The following is a 16,724-nucleotide window of genomic DNA, read 5'->3' as shown; positions in this document are numbered from 1 at the left end:
GCGCTGCCGGTTACCCTTGCCGATATGGCCTGAAAAAACAGTGACTTGTGTGCCTCGATTCTATCGGGACTTCAAATTGCTCAGTACGAGGAACACAAACTGGGAGGCCGGATGCACACTCACCAAGCCGCTCGCCTCTTGATCGCGGACGATGACGCCGATCTGCTGGCAGCCTACTCGCTCTACTTCAGCGCGCACGGTTTCGATATCCGCACCGCGCGCAACGGGCTGGACGCGCTCGCCGAATATTGCGCGTGGCATCCGCAGGCCGCTTTACTCGATGTCGAAATGCCGCGCCTCGATGGGCGCAGTGTCGCACGCCGTATCCGCTACGTTGGGGATACGCCCGCGCCGGTGCTGGTGGCGGTCAGCGGGCTCGGACGCGCCGAGGAAACCAACGAGTCGCTGCGTTCGGGCTTCAATCACCACTTCGTCAAACCCACGCCGATGCCGGTGATTCTTGCGGCGTTGATCGCGAGGATGAAGCAAACGTGAAGCGCTAATCGAGGGGCAACAGGAGGGACAGGGTTGCATATCCTGCTTCGTGTACGGCCTCAAATCCTCTCAATCGCCGAAACCGATTTCCGCTTCGACCTCTTGTCCCACTCGCAGCCAGGCCCCCGCGCCGCTCGAAATCAGCGCATTGTTGCCGAACGTGACCGCGCCGTCGAACTGACGCTTCGCGCGGTACGTGGTCATCGTGTCGGTGGGTTCGTTCGGCCAGTCGGGGTTCGGCGCACCCGTCTGCTGATCGACAGTCGGCATCGGGCAGCGCGCGCACAACTTGACCAGCTGCAATTGCACGCCCTGCTCCGCCTGCGTCGCACCGTCGATATTCAGCGTCTCCACATAGTCTTCTTCGTACGCATCGAGTCCGGTCAGCACGACATTGGGACGGAAGCGGTCGATTGAAATGGACGGCGCGCCTTTGCTGGTCAGGCGCGTGTTCAGGTCGTCGAGCGATGCCTGGCCGACGACCAGCAGCGGAAAGCCATCGGCGAAATATGTCGTGGCGCCGCCGACGCTGCCCGTGTAGTCCGGGTCGACCTGACGCTCGCGCTGCGGATCGAAACGCAGAAGCCGCGTGGGAAAGCCGAGAAAGCTTGAAAACCATCCGGCCGTAGTGTCGCCGGTGTCGAGCCCGTAGGCCGCATCGCGCCACACCTTGGTCTGCACCTTGAGCGGCGCGTCGAGCCGGGCTGCATCGAGCGGCGTGCGCAATTCGCTCATGCCGGGCGCGCGGATGATCAGCATGTCGGTGCCGATCTCGACCTTGATCAGCGCCATTCGCGGATACGCGCGCTGTGTGAGCATCTCGCCGTCCGGGTGCGTGAGCATCCAGTAGCGGTCGTATTCGAGGCCGGTCGCGAGCAGCCGCGCCTCGCGCAGCGCGATACCTCCGCAGGATTTGATCGGATAGACGAAAAGCTCGCTGATGGTCGGCATGGTCGGGGAGCGCGTGGGGAGCGCGCGAATTTTTATGTTCAAAACGTGATTGTAAGGCGCATCAATAATCTGCCGCGAGGCCGTCGTTTCTTCCCGGCGCGCTTGGACGTAAAATCCTCAGGCACGGCGCCTACCCGGCTGACCGCAATCCGCACTATGCGTTCATCGCGCAGCGAGCCCGCGACCGGCACGACACCTTTAGCGAAGCGGCGCGTGATCCGCTCGCCGCGTGACGGACCGGCGGCAACCCAGGCGGACACGTATCCCCTCGCCTGGCCATGCACACCGGGGCAGCGGTGAACTCATACCGCGACGTCGCTGGATAAAATCACTGGGCAGAACTTGTAGAAGCATCCCTCCCATCACCGAGACAGGAAATTTATTATGCTGAGCAAACCCGTGCTGACCGTTGCCGAAACGACCCGAATTCTCGATGCCGCCCGCGCGGAAGCCGAGAAGCATCAGTGGGCCGTCGCAATCGTGGTGACCGACGACGGCGGCCATCCGCTCGGCATGCTTCGTCTTGACGGCGCGGCACCGTCCACCTCGTACATCGCGACGGAAAAGGCCCGCACGGCGGCAATCGGCCGTCGCGAGACCAAAGTCTACGAGGACATGATCAACAATGGCCGCACGGCTTTCCTGAGCGCACCGCTGCAAGGTACGCTGGAAGGCGGTGTGCCGGTGATCGTCGAAGGCCAGGTGGTCGGCGCGGTCGGCGTGTCGGGCGTCAAGTCGGATCAGGACGCGCAGGTCGCCAAGGCCGGTATCCAGGCTATCGCTGCGTGAGCGCCGGGTCCGGCCACGACCCGCGAAAGTAGAACCAGCAATACAGAAAAGTAACCACGGCAGTTCCGCCATAACGAAGCTAACCGGCAACAACGCGGACCGATGCCCCCTCATCGGTCCCATCAGACAGATGGAGCAGTCGATGACTCAGATGAAGCCGCGCGGCGCACTGCAGGTCGCCGCCAATCTCGACCAGTTCGTCGAAACCGAAGCCCTGCCCGGCACCGGAATCGACAGCGCCGCATTCTGGTCGGGTTTCGACGCCCTCGTCCACGAGCTGGCGCCCAAAAACCGGGCACTGCTCGCCGAGCGCGATCGCCTGCAAACCGAACTCGACGGCTGGCATCGCGCGAATCCCGGCCCGGTGCGCGATCTGCACGCCTACCGTGCGTTTCTCGAAGGCATCGGCTATATCGTGCCGGTGCCGGCCAGCGTCAAGGCCACGACATCGGACGTCGATACCGAAATCGCCGAGCAGGCCGGCCCGCAACTGGTCGTGCCGCTGTCGAACCAGCGCTATGCACTGAACGCGGCGAATGCGCGCTGGGGCAGCCTGTACGACGCGCTGTACGGCACCGACGCGATTCCCGAGACGAACGGCGCCGAAAAACAGGCGGCGTTCAATCCGGTTCGCGGCGCGGCGGTCATCGCCTACGCACGCAAGTTTCTCGATCAGGCTGCGCCGCTCGCCAACGGCTCACATGCCGATGCAACGCACTACGGCGTCGAAGGCGGCAAGCTGGTCGTCACGCTGAAAAGCGGCCGGAGCGAACTGAAAACGCCCGCGCAATTCATCGGCTATCAGGGTGCAGAAAACGCGCCGTCGGCGGTGCTGCTGAAGCACAACGGTCTGCACTTCGAGATTCAGATCGACGCGAACGACTCGATCGGCAAGACCGATTCCGCGCATGTGAAGGACGTGGTGGTCGAAGCGGCGGTGAGCACGATCATCGACTGTGAAGACTCGGTGGCCGCCGTCGATGCGGACGACAAGGTGCTGTTGTATCGCAACTGGCTCGGCCTGATGACCGGCGACCTGACTGAAGAAGTCACGAAGAACGGCAAGACCTTCACGCGTCGTCTGAACGAAGATCGCGTGTATGTGGCAGCAAACGGCACTGCGCCGGTCGTGCTGCATGGCCGCTCGCTGCTGTTCATCCGTAACGTCGGTCATTTGATGACCAACCCGGCGGTGCTGACCCAGGACGGCCACGAGATCCCCGAAGGTATTCTCGATGCCGTGATCACGTCGCTGTGCGCGCTGCACGACCGCAAGCACAAGCTGAATTCGCGCACCGGTTCGATTTATATCGTCAAACCGAAAATGCACGGCCCGGCCGAAGTCGCGTTTGCGAGCGAACTGTTTGCACGCGTCGAAGACCTGCTGCAGTTGCCGCGCAACACCATCAAGATGGGCATCATGGACGAGGAGCGCCGCACCAGCGTCAACCTGCTCGCCTGTATCGCCGAAGCGTCGGAGCGTGTTGCGTTTATCAACACGGGTTTCCTCGACCGTACCGGCGACGAGATGCACACGGCAATGGAAGCCGGCCCGATGATGCGCAAGGGCGACATGAAGTCGAGCGCATGGATTACCGCCTATGAGCGCAGCAACGTGCTGGTCGGTTTGAGCGCGGGCCTGCGCGGCCGCTCGCAGATCGGCAAGGGCATGTGGGCGATGCCCGACCTGATGCACGCGATGCTCGAACAGAAGATCGCTCATCCGAAGGCCGGTGCGAACACCGCATGGGTGCCCTCGCCGACGGCCGCGACGCTGCATGCGTTGCACTATCACCAGATCGACGTGCAGGCGGTCCAGCAGGAGCTGGAGCGTACCGACTATGCCAACGTGCGCGACGAACTGCTCAGCGGGCTGCTGACGATTCCCGTGGTCGAATCGGCGAAGTGGAGCGACGACGAAATTCGCAGTGAGGTCGACAACAACGCGCAAGGCATTCTCGGCTACGTGGTGCGCTGGATCGATCAGGGCGTGGGATGTTCGAAGGTGCCGGACATTCACGACGTCGGCCTGATGGAAGACCGCGCGACGCTGCGTATTTCGAGCCAGCATATTGCCAACTGGCTGTACCACGGTGTGGTGAAGCGCGAGCTGGTCGAAGAGACGTTCCAGCGGATGGCTGCGGTGGTCGATGGGCAGAACGCGGGCGACCCGCATTACAAGCCGATGGCGCCGGGTTTCGACACGATTGCGTTCAAGGCTGCGCAAGCACTGGTGTTCGAAGGGCGCCAGCAACCGAGCGGTTATACGGAACCGTTGCTGCACAAGTTCCGGCTCGAAGTGAAGAAGCTGGGCTGAGGCTGCCGCCCCGCGTTTGAGGCGCGAGGGCTGGTTTGAAATGAGAAAGGGCGCCGCTTATGCGGCGCCCTTTTTACTGAATGGCGCTACCGGCACAGAAGCTTCATCAGTGCGAACAGGCAGTAGTGAAACCCTGATAGCCTTCAGCACGCCAGTACACCTGCGAATGAAAAAAAGCGCGATTGCTCGCGCCTTGCAACTGGCAGGGCATTTCCGCCGGAGGCCACGACGGAATGCCCCAGCCCAACTTATAAACGTTGCTTCAAGCGGCTTCGGCCGTGTACTGGGCAGACTCGTTCACCAGCGCATTATTCTGCATATATGCCTGCAAATAAGCCTCGAAATCCGCCTTGACTTCCGGGTGACGCAGCGCGAATTCCACCGTCGCCTTCAGATACCCGAGCTTGCTGCCGCAATCGAAACGCGTGCCGAAATAGCGATACGCCAGCACCTGTTCTTCGGTGAGCAGCGATTGCACTGCATCGGTCAATTGCAGTTCGCCGCCCGCGCCCGGCTTCAACGCGCGGATATGTTTGAAGATAGTCGGCATCAGCACATAGCGGCCGACCACACCGAGATTCGACGGTGCATTTTCCGGCGACGGCTTCTCGACGATGCCCGACATCTTGATCACGTTGTCTTCCCATTCGCGGCCATCGACGACGCCGTACGAGCGGCTCTCTTCGCGAGCAATGGTTTCGACGCCGATCACCGAGCTGTGATAGTGGTTGAACGTATCGACCAGCTGGCTCATCACCGGCTTCGAGCTATGCAGCAGATCGTCGGCGAGAATCACGGCGAACGGGCTGTCGCCGACCAGCTTTTCGGCACACAGCACGGCATGGCCCAGACCGAGCGCTTCGGCCTGACGCACGTAGAAACAGTCGACGTTGGCCGGTTTGATGCTGCGAACCAGATCCAGCAGCTTCTGCTTGTTGCGTGCTTCGAGTTCGGCTTCGATCTCGTACGACTTGTCGAAATGATCTTCGATCGCGCGCTTGCTGCGGCCCGTCACGAAAATCATCTCAGTGATGCCGGCGGCAATCGCCTCTTCAACCGCGTATTGAATCAGCGGCTTGTCGACGATCGGCAGCATTTCCTTCGGACTTGCTTTGGTAGCCGGCAGGAATCGTGTCCCGAGGCCCGCTACGGGAAACACGGCTTTGGTGACTTTCAGCATGGTAGGCATTCCCACATCGGTTAGAAGTTAGTGTAGTCGCGGGCCTTGCGGCCAATCGATGTCGCTGGAAAAGACTAGCAAAAATTTCAGCCTGGTTCATCCAGGAAAATTTCGCCGTCGAAATAAATAAATCAATTTCGACTTCAATATTCCAGACTATGAATAATCCGACGCGGACGTCAGGAAATAATGACTTATTCCAATTGAATTATTTTACGGAAACCCTGAAATTTTTGCCATATCCGGGGGACGGCGCTGCGCGTTTTCGACGTGCAGCGCCATGCGCGCCAATGGCAAAACCACTGACGTGCGTGATGCGTGCGACGTAGGCGTTATTCGCTTTCGTCGACTGGCGGGAGCTTGCCGGGATTCATCCGGTAACGGCGGATCGGCTCGTTGCGCAGTGCTTCGCGGTAGGCGGAGGCGGCAACGAGGATCAGCAGCACGGCAATGCCGGCGAGTAAATGCAGGTTCATGACTTCACCTCTGGTCAAGAAAATCCGTGACTAAAATTAACATGACAAAAGCGGTAAATAATTCGACGCCGCATCTGCTTATCATCAATTACAATTCGTCACAAAATGGTTACTCAAATAGAATTGATACGGCATTTTTTTATCGATTTTTTACCCGCGTGCTGAACTAGGATGTCAGGCACCGCGGGCGCGCATGGCGTCCGGGAATCCGCTTTTTCCTCCGTCAGAAAGATAAGGACCGCGCATGAGCGACTCAGCACTGGATGCCGCCGGCTCATCCCTGCCCCTCTCTCCACCCCGTAGCACGAGCGCAGTGCGCGCCCACAGCGACGTGCGCGCGGAGAGCGCCGGCAAGGAGCACGTGATCGATGCCATGCGCGGTTTCGCCGCGCTACTGGTCGCGTATTTTCATTGCCGCCAGGTTGCGTGGGTCGGCATGCAGGCGTTTCATCAGAGCGTCGGCCATTCGCTGAGCCTCGGCGCCCTTGCTGCCTATCTGACGTTTCCGATTGCATGGGGCTCGGCGGGTGTGCCGATTTTCTTCGTGATTAGCGGCTATTGCATTCACCGTGGCGGTGCGTTGCGTCTCGCCGCCAATCCGGCTTACCGGCTCGATACCGGCAATTTCTGGGTGCGCCGCTTTGCGCGCATCTATCCGGTGCTGCTCGCGGCGCTGGTGCTGACTTTTGCGCTCGACTGGTTCAGTCTGCAGTTGCCGCCTGTCAGTCACAAGATTCGCGAGATCGGCTTGCAGTCGTTTCTCGTCAATCTGTTTTCGCTGCAAGGCGTGGCGGGTAAAACGTATGGATCGAACGGCGCGCTCTGGACGCTTTCGCTCGAAGTGCAGTTCTACGCGATCTATCCGCTGCTATTCGCATTGCGCCGACGCATCGGCATGACCTCGGTGCTGGCGATCGTCGCCGTCGTCAATGTCGTGTCCGCCTACGTGCTGGAACGCCACGACATCCAGTTCTTCACGTCGTACTGGTTTTCGTGGACACTGGGTGCATGGATCGCCGACGCCCGAACCCGCCGCGCGCCGGAAGCCCGTTCGTCGATCTGGCTCTACGTGCTGGCCGCGGCTTTTATCGTGCTCGGCTGCGTCGCGTTCCATTTCGGCCAGTACGGTGCGTTCCAGTTGTGGGCGCTCGGTTTCGCGTTCTATCTCTACAAGGCGCTCGAGCGGCCCAGCGGCACCCGGCGCGAAACGTTCGGCACGCGCCTGCTGTCGCGTTTCGGCGATTTCAGCTTCTCGCTGTACCTGATCCATCTGCCGATATTCGTCTTGCTGTCGTCGCTGCTGTTCCGCTCGTCGCTGCAGATGTCGATCTGGCCGTCGTTCGCCTACATGCTGGTGGCTGTGCCGGTTGCCTACGTGTTCTACCGGCTGGTGGAGTTGCCGGCGATGAAGTGGTCGGCCAGTTTCAAACCGAAGGCCGCGAAGAAAGCGGCCTGACATTGCGGGGCTGAACCTCGGCCCCGAATTGCAGTTCCGATTTACAGCCCCGAACCTCGGCCCTTGATCACAGCCGCCGATCACGGCAATAAAAAAACGGAGCGAAGGTCCATGGATCTTCGCTCCGCTGCGCCAACGACAAGAACCGGCCGAGCCCCTGCCTACCCCCGCGTAAAACCGTTCACATCGACGTGAAGCACGGTCGGTGCTTGCCTCCGATACCTCTCCGGCGAGATCGCCGCGCCACACGGAAAGAAATTCACGGAAGGGCCCGTCAAGAGCCCCCCCAAAATCCGTTTAACGCCCCGCCACGCCCTTCAGAATCCGCGCGACGCCTTCGACATAGGTTCCGGTGCCGAAGCGGCTCAGCGCCGTCTTGTAGCCGTTCCTGACCAGCCTGTTACGCAGTTCGTCGTTCGAGCGCAGTTCCGCGAGCGTGTCGGCGAGACCGTGCGCATCGCCCGGCGTGCACATCACACCGTTTTCGTAGTCGTCGATGATCTCCAGCACGCCACCCGCGCGAGCCGCCACAACCGGCCGCCGGGCCAGCATCCCTTCGACGATCACGCGACCGAACGGCTCAGGCGTGATCGACGTGTGAACGACTGCATCGACCGCACACATGCAGGCCGGAATATCGTGCTGGAAGCCGAGGAAATGCACCCGGTCGCCCAGATTGTGCTCGGCAACGAACGCATGCAGTTCAGCCTCGTACTGATCCTCGCCGAACAGCGGCGCGCCAACCAGCACGGCGTGCATCTGCGGATTCAGAACCATCGCTTCGAGCAGCACGTGTTGCCCTTTCCAGCGCGCGAGCCGGCTGAACGAGCCGACCAGAAACGCGTCTTGCGGCAGCCCGAGCAATTCACGCAGTTCGTCTTGCGGCACGTTCTGCAACGCGTCGAACGGCTCCGACGAAATGCCGTTGAACACCACGTCGATACGCTTCTCGTCGAACTGGGTGAGTTCAGCAAACGCGCGCGCCGACGCCGCCGAATTGGCGATCACATGCGAGAGACCGAGCCGCGCGCACCATTTGATGATGGCCAGTTGCTTGCCGCCGAAATGTTCGGGGCTCACGATATCGCGCAGGTGCCACACCACGGGCCGCCTCGCCAGCTTGCCCGCAACCGCGCCGATCACCATCGCGCGCTGTGTGTTCGCGTAGATCACATCGGCGTTGCGCGCGCGTTGCGCGGTCGCGCGCACGAGCGACAACAGCCCCTTGATCGCCTGCCCCTTCGGCAGCGAACCGCCCTGTTTGCGGACATTTTTCAGCGCGCCCGCATCGAGCACGTTCACAGTGACGCCCGCCGAATCCAGCGCCGTGCGAAACGGGCCATCGTCGAATAGCACGACCTCGATGCGCGAGCGCAGCGCCTTCACGATTTCCAGCAGCGACAGTTCGGCGCCGCCCAGCACGCCGCTTTGATCGACGGCGAGAATGCGCGGCGCACTGGCAACAGGTGCGGCTTTGTACGGCACGTACGCGGGCAGCTTCGCGCCGCGCAACGCGGGCACCGCCGCGCGCACATGCGAGAAAAAGCGTTCGCGGAAATTCGCGGCGGAGAACTGCTCGGCATTGGCACGGCAGTCTGCTGCAGAGAAACGCTTGATGTTGTCATCGAAACGTTTGACGGCCGAGATGATCGAGTCGGTATTCTGCTCGTCGAAGAACATGCCGGTTGGCCGCGTTTCGGACAGATCGCGCACGGTTTCGAGCGCCCCGCCCTTGCCATACGCAATCACCGGCGTGCCGCACGCCTGCGCTTCGACGACCGAAATGCCGAAGTCTTCCTCCGCGGCGAACACGAAGGCTTTCGCGCGGCTCATCCGGTCCTTCAGCACCTTGAACGGCTGATAGCCCATGATCTCCACGTTCGGCCCCGCCTTCGCGCGGATTTTTTCCATGTCGGGGCCATCGCCGATCACGACCAGTTTGCGCTCCGGCATCTGTGCAAACGCTTCGACAATCAGGTCGATTTTCTTGTACGGCACCATTCGCGACGCGGTCAGATAAAAGTCCTCTTTCTCCGTGCAAAGCGAAAACGCTTCGACATCGACCGGCGGGAAAATCACCTGTGCCTCGCGCTGATACACCTTTTTGATGCGTCGCGCGATGAACTCGGAATTGGCGACGAAGCCATCCACCGAATTCGACGTGCGGATATCCCAGTTGCGGATGTAATGCAGAATCAGCCGCGCCAGTGCGGATTTCGGGCCGTTGGTCAGCTTCGACTGCTGCAGATACTGATGCTGCAAATCCCACGCATAGCGGATCGGCGAATGCACGTAGCTGATATGCACCTGGTCGGGACCGGTGAGAATGCCCTTCGCAACCGCATGGCTGCTGGAGATCACCACATCGTACGCGGACACGTCGAGCTGCTCGATCGCGAGCGGCATCAGCGGCAAATAGGAACGGTATTTCTTGCGCGCCATCGGCAGCTTCTGGATGAACGAAGTCGTCACAGACTTGCCGCGCAGGAAGCTGCGGTCGTCGAGAAAATCGACGAGGCTGAACAGATCGGCATCTGGAAAACACGCGACTATCTGCTCCAGCACTTTTTCCGCACCGGCATAGGTGACAAGCCAGTCGTGCACGATTGCAATGCGCACGGTTTTATCGGCGCGCATCGCGGCGCGGCGGGTCGTCGGCTGAACGCCGGGCACGCTCGTGAGTTCGCTCAGGGCGCTGCGCGTCGCGGGTCTCAGCACGGCTTCTTCAAGGACTTCGTGGTTCATGCGCTTTTCCTCGGATTCAGTCGCAACAGCAGTGAACGCGCAAGATTGCGCAAGGCGGGAGTCATCGTGATCGACCAGGCGACGTTGGCGGCAACCATCAGAAGGCCGGCGGCAATCGCCATGGCAAGACTCGGGAGGAAGCTGGCGAGCCACAGGCTGGCCAGCAGGAAAGCAAGGTGCGCGAGCATATCGAGCGCGATCTGGCGGGCGCGGATCGCCGAGAAATGCAGCAGCACCGCGTAGTCGAACAGCGCGCGCGCGGCGACCGCCACCGCTGCGCCGGTCAGACCGAAATGCGTGATGCCGAACCACAAAGCCGCTGCAAATAAGGGCAATTCGAACAAACCGACCTTGGCGGCCGTGGCCGGATTAACCTGTGACTGGATCAGGATTCGCGTCACGTTCGCCTGACCGACGAGCCACACGGCAACGATCATGATGCGGCCCACCGGCGCAGCCACGGTCGCGATTTCATTGCCGACCCACAGGTGCAAAAACGGTTCGAGCACCAGCATCGCGACCAGCGCGACCGGCGTGAACACGCCGTTCAGAAACTCGAGCGATTGCTGCGTGATGGTGTCGGCATCCGCACGCCCTACTGCGGAAAGACGCGGAAACAGCGTGCGCACCAATGCGGTCGGCACGATGTTCAGACGCGTCACGAGGTTCTGCGGCACCGTGTAGTACGTGACGAAACGCGCACCGAGGCTCGTGCCGAGCATCACGCGATCGAGCGAGTCGGCGATCATCGTGGTGACGCTGGCAATCAGCATCCAGCCGCCGAAGTTGAACAGCCCCTTCGCCACGCCGAATTGCGGCGGCATGACGCGACGGATTTCCAACACCTTCAATGCGGAACGGCCCAACAGAATCGCGGCGAGAATTCGCGCGAATACCGCCGCAGCCAGCACGTTTTGCAACGTCGCGCCCATCCACAACGCTGCGCCGAGCGGCAGCAACTGGAACAGGAATGTGCCGATCGTCTGATTCGTGTTGTAGACGCCAAATCGCTCAGCGCCGTTGATCGCCCCGGCAAACACCCACGACACGTTGGCAATCGGAATCGCCACCGCGAGCCACGGCAGCGCCATGTACACCTCGTGCTGCAACTCGGGAGACACCTTCGTGAAATACGCGGTGTAAAGAAAAGCGCCGAAATAAATGATCAATCCGCCGATCACGCCGGTCGCGAGATTGAGCCACGTCGCGCTCCAGAACACGCGCACGCTTTCTTCCTTGTCGCCGGATGCACGCGCCTTCGAGATGTGATTCTGCGCAGCCATGCTCATGCCGAGATCGAGAATCCCGAAGTAGCCGATCAGGGTCCACACGAGACTGATCACGCCGTAGCGCTCGACGCCGAGCAGCTTGATATACGACGGCACGGTCACGAGCGAGACGAAGGTCGGCAGTACCAGCCCGAAGAAGTTGATCGCTACGTTCTTGAGAATGCCTTTGTCCATCGGATGCCTTGGGGTTGACTACGTTTGCGTTCGCCTTGCCGGAGCATGTGCAGATGCTTGTGCATGTGCTTCACGGTTTCCAGCGGTACATCATCACTTTCCCGCGCGCGTCTTCTTCGACGAACACGAGGTACTCGCCATTGCTGCGTTTGGCCGCGCTGATACCGTTGGGCACGTCGACCCAGCCGGACGCGCGTCCCACTTCGGCGCCTGGCCGGATCACACCGAGTTCGCGGCCGCTGTCCTTGTCCCACACATGCACCGCGCCGACCGGTTCGACGCCGAAAATGTATTGACCTTCGACCGTCAGGCCGATGATCGTCGCGATGGGTTTGCTCTGCGTTTGCCACGGCAACGTGATCGAGTAGCGCTGCACCGGGTTGCCGCTCGACCATTTGTCGTAACGCACCAGCACGCGGCCCACTTCTTTCCAGAAGCCGCGATCGAACGGCATCTCCGGCGTGTAGCCGGTGACGTACATCGTGTCGGTCTCGGGTTCGTAGATCGCGCGGTGAAGTTCGTTGAACGGCTGCGGCACTGGGTACTGCGTCATGTTCGAATACAAATAGACCGGGTTGCCCTTCGCGTCGAGTCCGCCGAAACGGAAGCGATAGATGCCCTTGTTATCGCGCGTGCGCCAGATGTCGCCGGCGGTGTCGACCCACCAGCCCCAGCCGCCCGCGAGTTTCGTGCCGCTGGTGTTGAGTGTGAATTCGTCGGTATCGAACTTGCCGTCGCCGTTGGCATCGCGCCAGATCCAGTCGCCGCCCGGAGGCGCATTCGGCACCTTCGCGACCGCGCGCTCGCGTCCGGCGATAAAGCCGGAGGGAATCGCGGTCTCGCCGTCGTGCTGCGGATCGAAGCGGTAGATCTTCAGGTGATCCGCGTACATGTCCGTCAGATACAGGAACGTGCGGCCCTTGAGCTTGCGGGCGATCGGCAGGCCTGGATATTGATCGGTATGAAAGACCGGGTCGTCCGGATATTTGAAGCGATTCGACAGAAAGCCTGCATATTTCCAGTCCTGTCCCGCCGGCTTCGACAGATCGAGTTCGAAGCGCTTGTTGCCGGTATAAACGCTGTCGGGCCGCGACGGATCGATCCACGCTCCATCGACGAAGAGCAGCCCCTGCACCTGCCAGTTCTGCTTGCCGTCCGGCGCATAGCTTTCGAGTGTCGCGCCGAGGCCCGCACCGATCGGGTCGTAACGCGGACCAATGCCATTGGTCGATACATAGACGTTGCCGCGCGCATCGACGCCGACGCCGGTCAGTCCGTTGAAACGCTGCGGTCCAGGCTTGCCTGCAACGCCGCTGAAAATGCCGCCGCGCTCGCCTAACGAACCCGACGCCTTGTAACCGCCGCTGCCCTTCGCAAAGAACAAAACCTGCTGACGTGGGCCGTTATCGGCGATCAGCACGCGGCCTTGTGCGTCCACGGCAATGTCGACGGCCACCGTATCTGACGGCAGCGTGAAGTTTTCGTCGATGCGTTTGCCCGCAGCCGTGTAATGCTCGACCTTCGGCGAGCGATCGGTGAGCGTGCCGCTCAGCACCCACAACGTGCCATCCGGCGCCAGCGCGATGCGACCAGGCTCATGCACGTTCCATTTGCCTTTCTGCTGCATCGATTCGGCGTCGTACACGTCGATCTGATCGTGTGCGGTATTGGCCGCGAATAACGTGGTGTCGTTCGCCGCGAGGCCGCCGATTTCCGCGCTCGTACCGGTTGGCACTTCGTTCATCATCAGGAACGCGGCCGCCAGTTGCGCATGCGGATCGGCCTTCGCGGCCGCCGGCTGGAATGGCGCGGCGCGTTTCATATCGGCGATGTCCCGCCGCGAAATACCGAACCACTGTTTGCCCTTTTCCGGCCATACGCCCTGTTGCACCAGTCGGCCTTTTTCGTTGCCGACCGCAATCGCCACGAACGCGTACTTGCGATTCACTGCGATCGCGCTGCCGCCGGCGTTGCCCCACCCATGCGTGCCGCCCGCGAAGCCGAGCATCTTGCCGTTCTGATACACGCTGGCCTCGGCGCCGCTTTCGTCCCACGGTGCGTTCGTGTAGACCTTGCCGTCAGGCGCGACCGCAATCGCGGTGATGTTGATCTGCGCCCACGTGCCGTCGCCGAAACCGAACGTATTGCCGATCCACGACGTCTTCGCGTTCAAAGCCGTCTCCGCGCGAGCCGTGAAGCTGACTGATACGGCCGCCAGTCCTGTGGCACACGCGAGCACTCCTAGCCAGCTCTTTAACGTGAAACGGGGCAAAGTAAGTTCTCCAGTCAACGACATGTCGCGCGTCGGGCCCAGGCCCGCGCGGTTAAAAAATCCAGTGATGTGACGGGTCGATCCGTCAGAGACCACGCAAGAACGTGTGGCCGATTCGTGCAGGACGGTACGTATGCAAAACAGCGCTTCAACAGCACATCAATGCAGCGCGAAAGAAGCCGGCATCAACGCCGCCAGATGCGGCCCACGCGCCATCCATCGCCGTCCTTGCGCACGGCTCACATTACGCGGAAAAAACACCGCGACGAAAATCGAAAATAATTCAAAAATATTCGGCGCTTCAGGCAACGTGAAAGAAATCGATTTAAAAATCGAATAAAACGAAATGCATTGCGGATCGCATCGTCCTGCGGCGGTTTTAACCCATCTTTACCGATCTGGGCGCGCTATCCGAGAACTTATTACGCACTGCAACATCGGCTTCGCGCAAGCATATAAATTCGTTTTGAATGGATAACGAAACACCCTGTTGCAATCTGATTCATTTATCCAATTCATTCCCGTTTTTTCGCGATTTTATTTTCCCTAGAATCGATTGCACTTCTGTTGCGACGCGAAATGAGCGCGCCTGCTCCCCGCCATGCCGGGAACTCGCGCGGTCTCTCGTCCGGCCCATCCGCTTTACACCATGGACGGTTCATGACTGCTAGCGCACTGCCCCTCGCGCCCACCCACTCGCGCATCGTGCAACTCGACGGCCTGCGCGCCATCGCCGTGCTCGCGGTATTCGCGCAGCACGCATTGAAAGCGCCGCTGTGGATGGGTGTCGATCTGTTTTTTGTTTTGAGCGGCTTTCTGATCAGCGGCATCCTGCTCGAACGCAAGGCTCGCGAACAATCGTATTTCGGCTACTTCTACGCACGCCGCGCACGGCGCATCCTGCCGCCGTATGTGCTGCTGATGGTGGTGTCGTCGATTCTGTTCGGCCTCGGCTGGGCGCAACACTGGTACTGGTACACGTTTTTCGCGACGAATATCGGCGATGCGCTGAATCAGAGCGGCCACGACAGCCTGAACGTGCTGTGGTCACTAGCCGTCGAAGAACAGTTTTATATCTTCTGGCCGTTCGTGATCCTGCTGGTGCCCGAGCGCGTGCTCGGCTACGTCGCCGCCGCACTGATCGTGCTGGTGCCGGTGCTGCGCGCAGTCGCTACGCCATGGTTCGATTCGTTCTGGCCGATCTATTACCTCACGCCGTTCCGCATGGATCTGCTAGCGGCGGGTGCGTTGCTGGCGGTGGCGGTGCGACGCGATCGCAATGCACTCGAGCCGTTCAAAGGGCTCGCGGTGCTCGGATTTTTCGCTGCGCTGGCCGTGCTCGCGTGGCTGCATCTGCACTACCCGCGTTTTCGCGCAGCTAATACGCCGCTGTCGAACGCGGGTCTCTACAGCGTTTCGTTGGTGCTTTGTACTTCAGTCGTGGTCATCGCCCTGCAAAGCAAGGGCATCGTCAAACGGCTGCTGTGCAATCCGGTGCTGGTCTATATCGGCACGATCAGCTACACGATTTATCTGATTCACCTGAGCGTGCTGTACATGCTGTGGCCGCTGCATATGAACCGCTATGCGACCGCCGCGCTCGCGCTTGCGATCACGCTGCTGTACGCAACCATCACGTGGTTCGCGTTTGAAAAGCGCCTGATTTTCGGCTCGGCGCAGAAGAAAGCGCAGGCGCGCATGCATGGGGCTGCCAGTGAAAGCGTCGCCACCGCAAGCGTTGCGCGCCAAACGCCGCAAAGCCGCGCATGAGGCGGCGAAAATGGCTGGCGGGGTTGACGACGTTGACGGCAAGCATCTGCATGGCGGCGTCGGCGCTCACCACGCTCGCCGCCCATGCGGATACCGCGCAAAAACCGTCAAAGCAGGTGCTGATCGAAGCGTATGGCGATTCGACCACGCTCGGCATTACCTGCAGCAACGGACATTGCGGCCCGCAGTCGCAAAACGCCGTGTCGTATCTGCAGGATGAATTGCAGGCACGTCACGGCGCTCAGGTACGCGTCACGAATGACGGTGTGGGCGGCACGACGGCCACGCAGTTGCGCGACGGCACGGGCAACCGGCGTGCGGGGCCGACAGCGGGCTTGCCCTGGCCGCAGCGTCTCGCGGCATCGCCGGCGCAAATCGTATTGATCAATTACGGCATTAACGAAGTCATGCAGAACCAGACGCCTGAGCAGTTTTACGCAACGCAAACGTCGCTCGTAAAAACCGCTCTCGCGCTGGGCAAACAGCCGGTTTTGCAGACATCGAATCCGATGCCCGATAACCGGCTCAACGCACGGCTCGCCGCGATGGTCGCGATGACACGGCGCGTGGCCATCGAGCAGCAAGTACCGCTGGTCGATCAGTTCGCTTATGTGAGCAGCCTGCCGGACTGGAAAACGCTGATGTCCGACGGCGCGCATCCGAAGCCGGGTTTGTACCGGTTGAAAGCGGAACAGGATTTTGAGGTCGTCGAACCGCTGGTGCGGCGACTGCTGGACGGTGCGCCCTGAAGCTCTTTTTCAAGCGCGGTGAGTGAAGCGAAAGTTGGCTGAACGCGCTTCTGAAATGCGC

Annotated in this window: 13 protein-coding genes; 7 read left to right on the top strand and 6 right to left on the bottom strand. The window is 60.9% G+C overall.

Annotated elements, in window-relative coordinates; translation table 11 throughout:
* The first annotated feature begins 111 nt into the window (after window positions 1–111).
* Window positions 112–495 carry a response regulator gene (locus tag BLS41_RS09145; RefSeq protein ID WP_074764011.1) on the top strand — a complete coding sequence of 128 codons (384 nt, stop codon included), beginning with the start codon at window positions 112–114 and terminating at the stop codon, window positions 493–495.
* Window positions 496–564: 69 nt separating this feature from the next.
* On the opposite strand, the gene BLS41_RS09140 is transcribed toward BLS41_RS09145, so the two are convergent.
* Window positions 565–1,446: an MOSC domain-containing protein gene (locus BLS41_RS09140; protein WP_074764010.1), complete on the bottom strand. Its 882-nt coding sequence runs from the start codon at window positions 1,444–1,446 to the stop codon at window positions 565–567.
* Window positions 1,447–1,830: 384 nt separating this feature from the next.
* Here BLS41_RS09140 and BLS41_RS09135 point away from each other — a divergent pair, with 384 nt between their 5' ends.
* Together BLS41_RS09135 and BLS41_RS09130 are read left to right on the top strand one after the other, a co-directional pair.
* The gene (locus tag BLS41_RS09135; protein ID WP_074764009.1) at window positions 1,831–2,235 is read left to right on the top strand and encodes a heme-binding protein; all 405 of its coding nucleotides are present in this window, start codon (window positions 1,831–1,833) and stop codon (window positions 2,233–2,235) included.
* A gap of 142 nt (window positions 2,236–2,377) precedes the next feature.
* Window positions 2,378–4,552: a malate synthase G gene (locus tag BLS41_RS09130; protein ID WP_074764008.1), complete on the top strand. Its 2,175-nt coding sequence runs from the start codon at window positions 2,378–2,380 to the stop codon at window positions 4,550–4,552.
* A gap of 262 nt (window positions 4,553–4,814) precedes the next feature.
* On the opposite strand, the gene galU is transcribed toward BLS41_RS09130, so the two are convergent.
* Both galU and BLS41_RS38960 read right to left on the bottom strand, forming a co-directional pair.
* Window positions 4,815–5,732 carry a UTP--glucose-1-phosphate uridylyltransferase GalU gene (gene galU / locus BLS41_RS09125; protein ID WP_074764007.1) on the bottom strand — a complete coding sequence of 306 codons (918 nt, stop codon included), beginning with the start codon at window positions 5,730–5,732 and terminating at the stop codon, window positions 4,815–4,817.
* Window positions 5,733–6,064: 332 nt separating this feature from the next.
* On the bottom strand, window positions 6,065–6,208 hold the full coding sequence (locus BLS41_RS38960; RefSeq protein WP_171910212.1) for a hypothetical protein: 144 nt from the start codon (window positions 6,206–6,208) through the stop codon (window positions 6,065–6,067).
* 244 nt (window positions 6,209–6,452) lie between these two features.
* On the opposite strand from BLS41_RS38960, the gene BLS41_RS09120 reads away from it, so the two are divergent.
* A complete protein-coding gene (locus BLS41_RS09120) occupies window positions 6,453–7,664 on the top strand; it encodes an acyltransferase family protein (protein WP_074764006.1) in 1,212 nt (403 codons plus the stop codon).
* Between the two features lie 297 nt (window positions 7,665–7,961).
* Here the strand turns inward: BLS41_RS09120 and BLS41_RS09115 are convergent, their stop codons facing one another.
* The 3 genes from BLS41_RS09115 to BLS41_RS09105 all read right to left on the bottom strand — a co-directional run bounded on the left by BLS41_RS09115 (window position 7,962) and on the right by BLS41_RS09105 (window position 14,144).
* Entirely contained in the window at window positions 7,962–10,409 is a 2,448-nt protein-coding gene (locus BLS41_RS09115; protein ID WP_074764005.1) for a glycosyltransferase family 4 protein, read from the bottom strand.
* The gene (locus BLS41_RS09110) at window positions 10,406–11,872 is read right to left on the bottom strand and encodes a flippase (RefSeq protein WP_074764004.1); all 1,467 of its coding nucleotides are present in this window, start codon (window positions 11,870–11,872) and stop codon (window positions 10,406–10,408) included. Before BLS41_RS09110 ends, BLS41_RS09115 begins: the two co-directional genes overlap by 4 nt.
* 70 nt (window positions 11,873–11,942) lie before the next feature.
* Window positions 11,943–14,144 (bottom strand): NHL repeat-containing protein, encoded by a 2,202-nt coding sequence (locus tag BLS41_RS09105; protein WP_074764003.1) that lies wholly within the window; start codon window positions 14,142–14,144, stop codon window positions 11,943–11,945.
* Between the two features lie 133 nt (window positions 14,145–14,277).
* Between BLS41_RS09105 and BLS41_RS38300 the strand changes: the two genes are divergently transcribed.
* The 3 genes from BLS41_RS38300 (at window position 14,278) to BLS41_RS09095 (ending at window position 16,663) form a co-directional block, all read left to right on the top strand.
* Window positions 14,278–14,484 carry a hypothetical protein gene (locus tag BLS41_RS38300; protein ID WP_143026236.1) on the top strand — a complete coding sequence of 69 codons (207 nt, stop codon included), beginning with the start codon at window positions 14,278–14,280 and terminating at the stop codon, window positions 14,482–14,484.
* A gap of 320 nt (window positions 14,485–14,804) precedes the next feature.
* Window positions 14,805–15,914 carry an acyltransferase family protein gene (locus BLS41_RS09100; protein ID WP_074764002.1) on the top strand — a complete coding sequence of 370 codons (1,110 nt, stop codon included), beginning with the start codon at window positions 14,805–14,807 and terminating at the stop codon, window positions 15,912–15,914.
* On the top strand, window positions 15,911–16,663 hold the full coding sequence (locus BLS41_RS09095; RefSeq protein ID WP_074764001.1) for an SGNH/GDSL hydrolase family protein: 753 nt from the start codon (window positions 15,911–15,913) through the stop codon (window positions 16,661–16,663). The genes BLS41_RS09100 and BLS41_RS09095 overlap by 4 nt, the downstream gene beginning before the upstream one ends.
* The last annotated feature ends 61 nt before the right edge of the window (window positions 16,664–16,724 follow it).

Origin of the sequence: Paraburkholderia fungorum (assembly GCF_900099835.1) — a bacterium.
Classification (GTDB): Bacteria; Pseudomonadota; Gammaproteobacteria; order Burkholderiales; family Burkholderiaceae; genus Paraburkholderia; species Paraburkholderia fungorum_A.
This window is presented reverse-complemented; position numbering and strand designations above follow the sequence as displayed.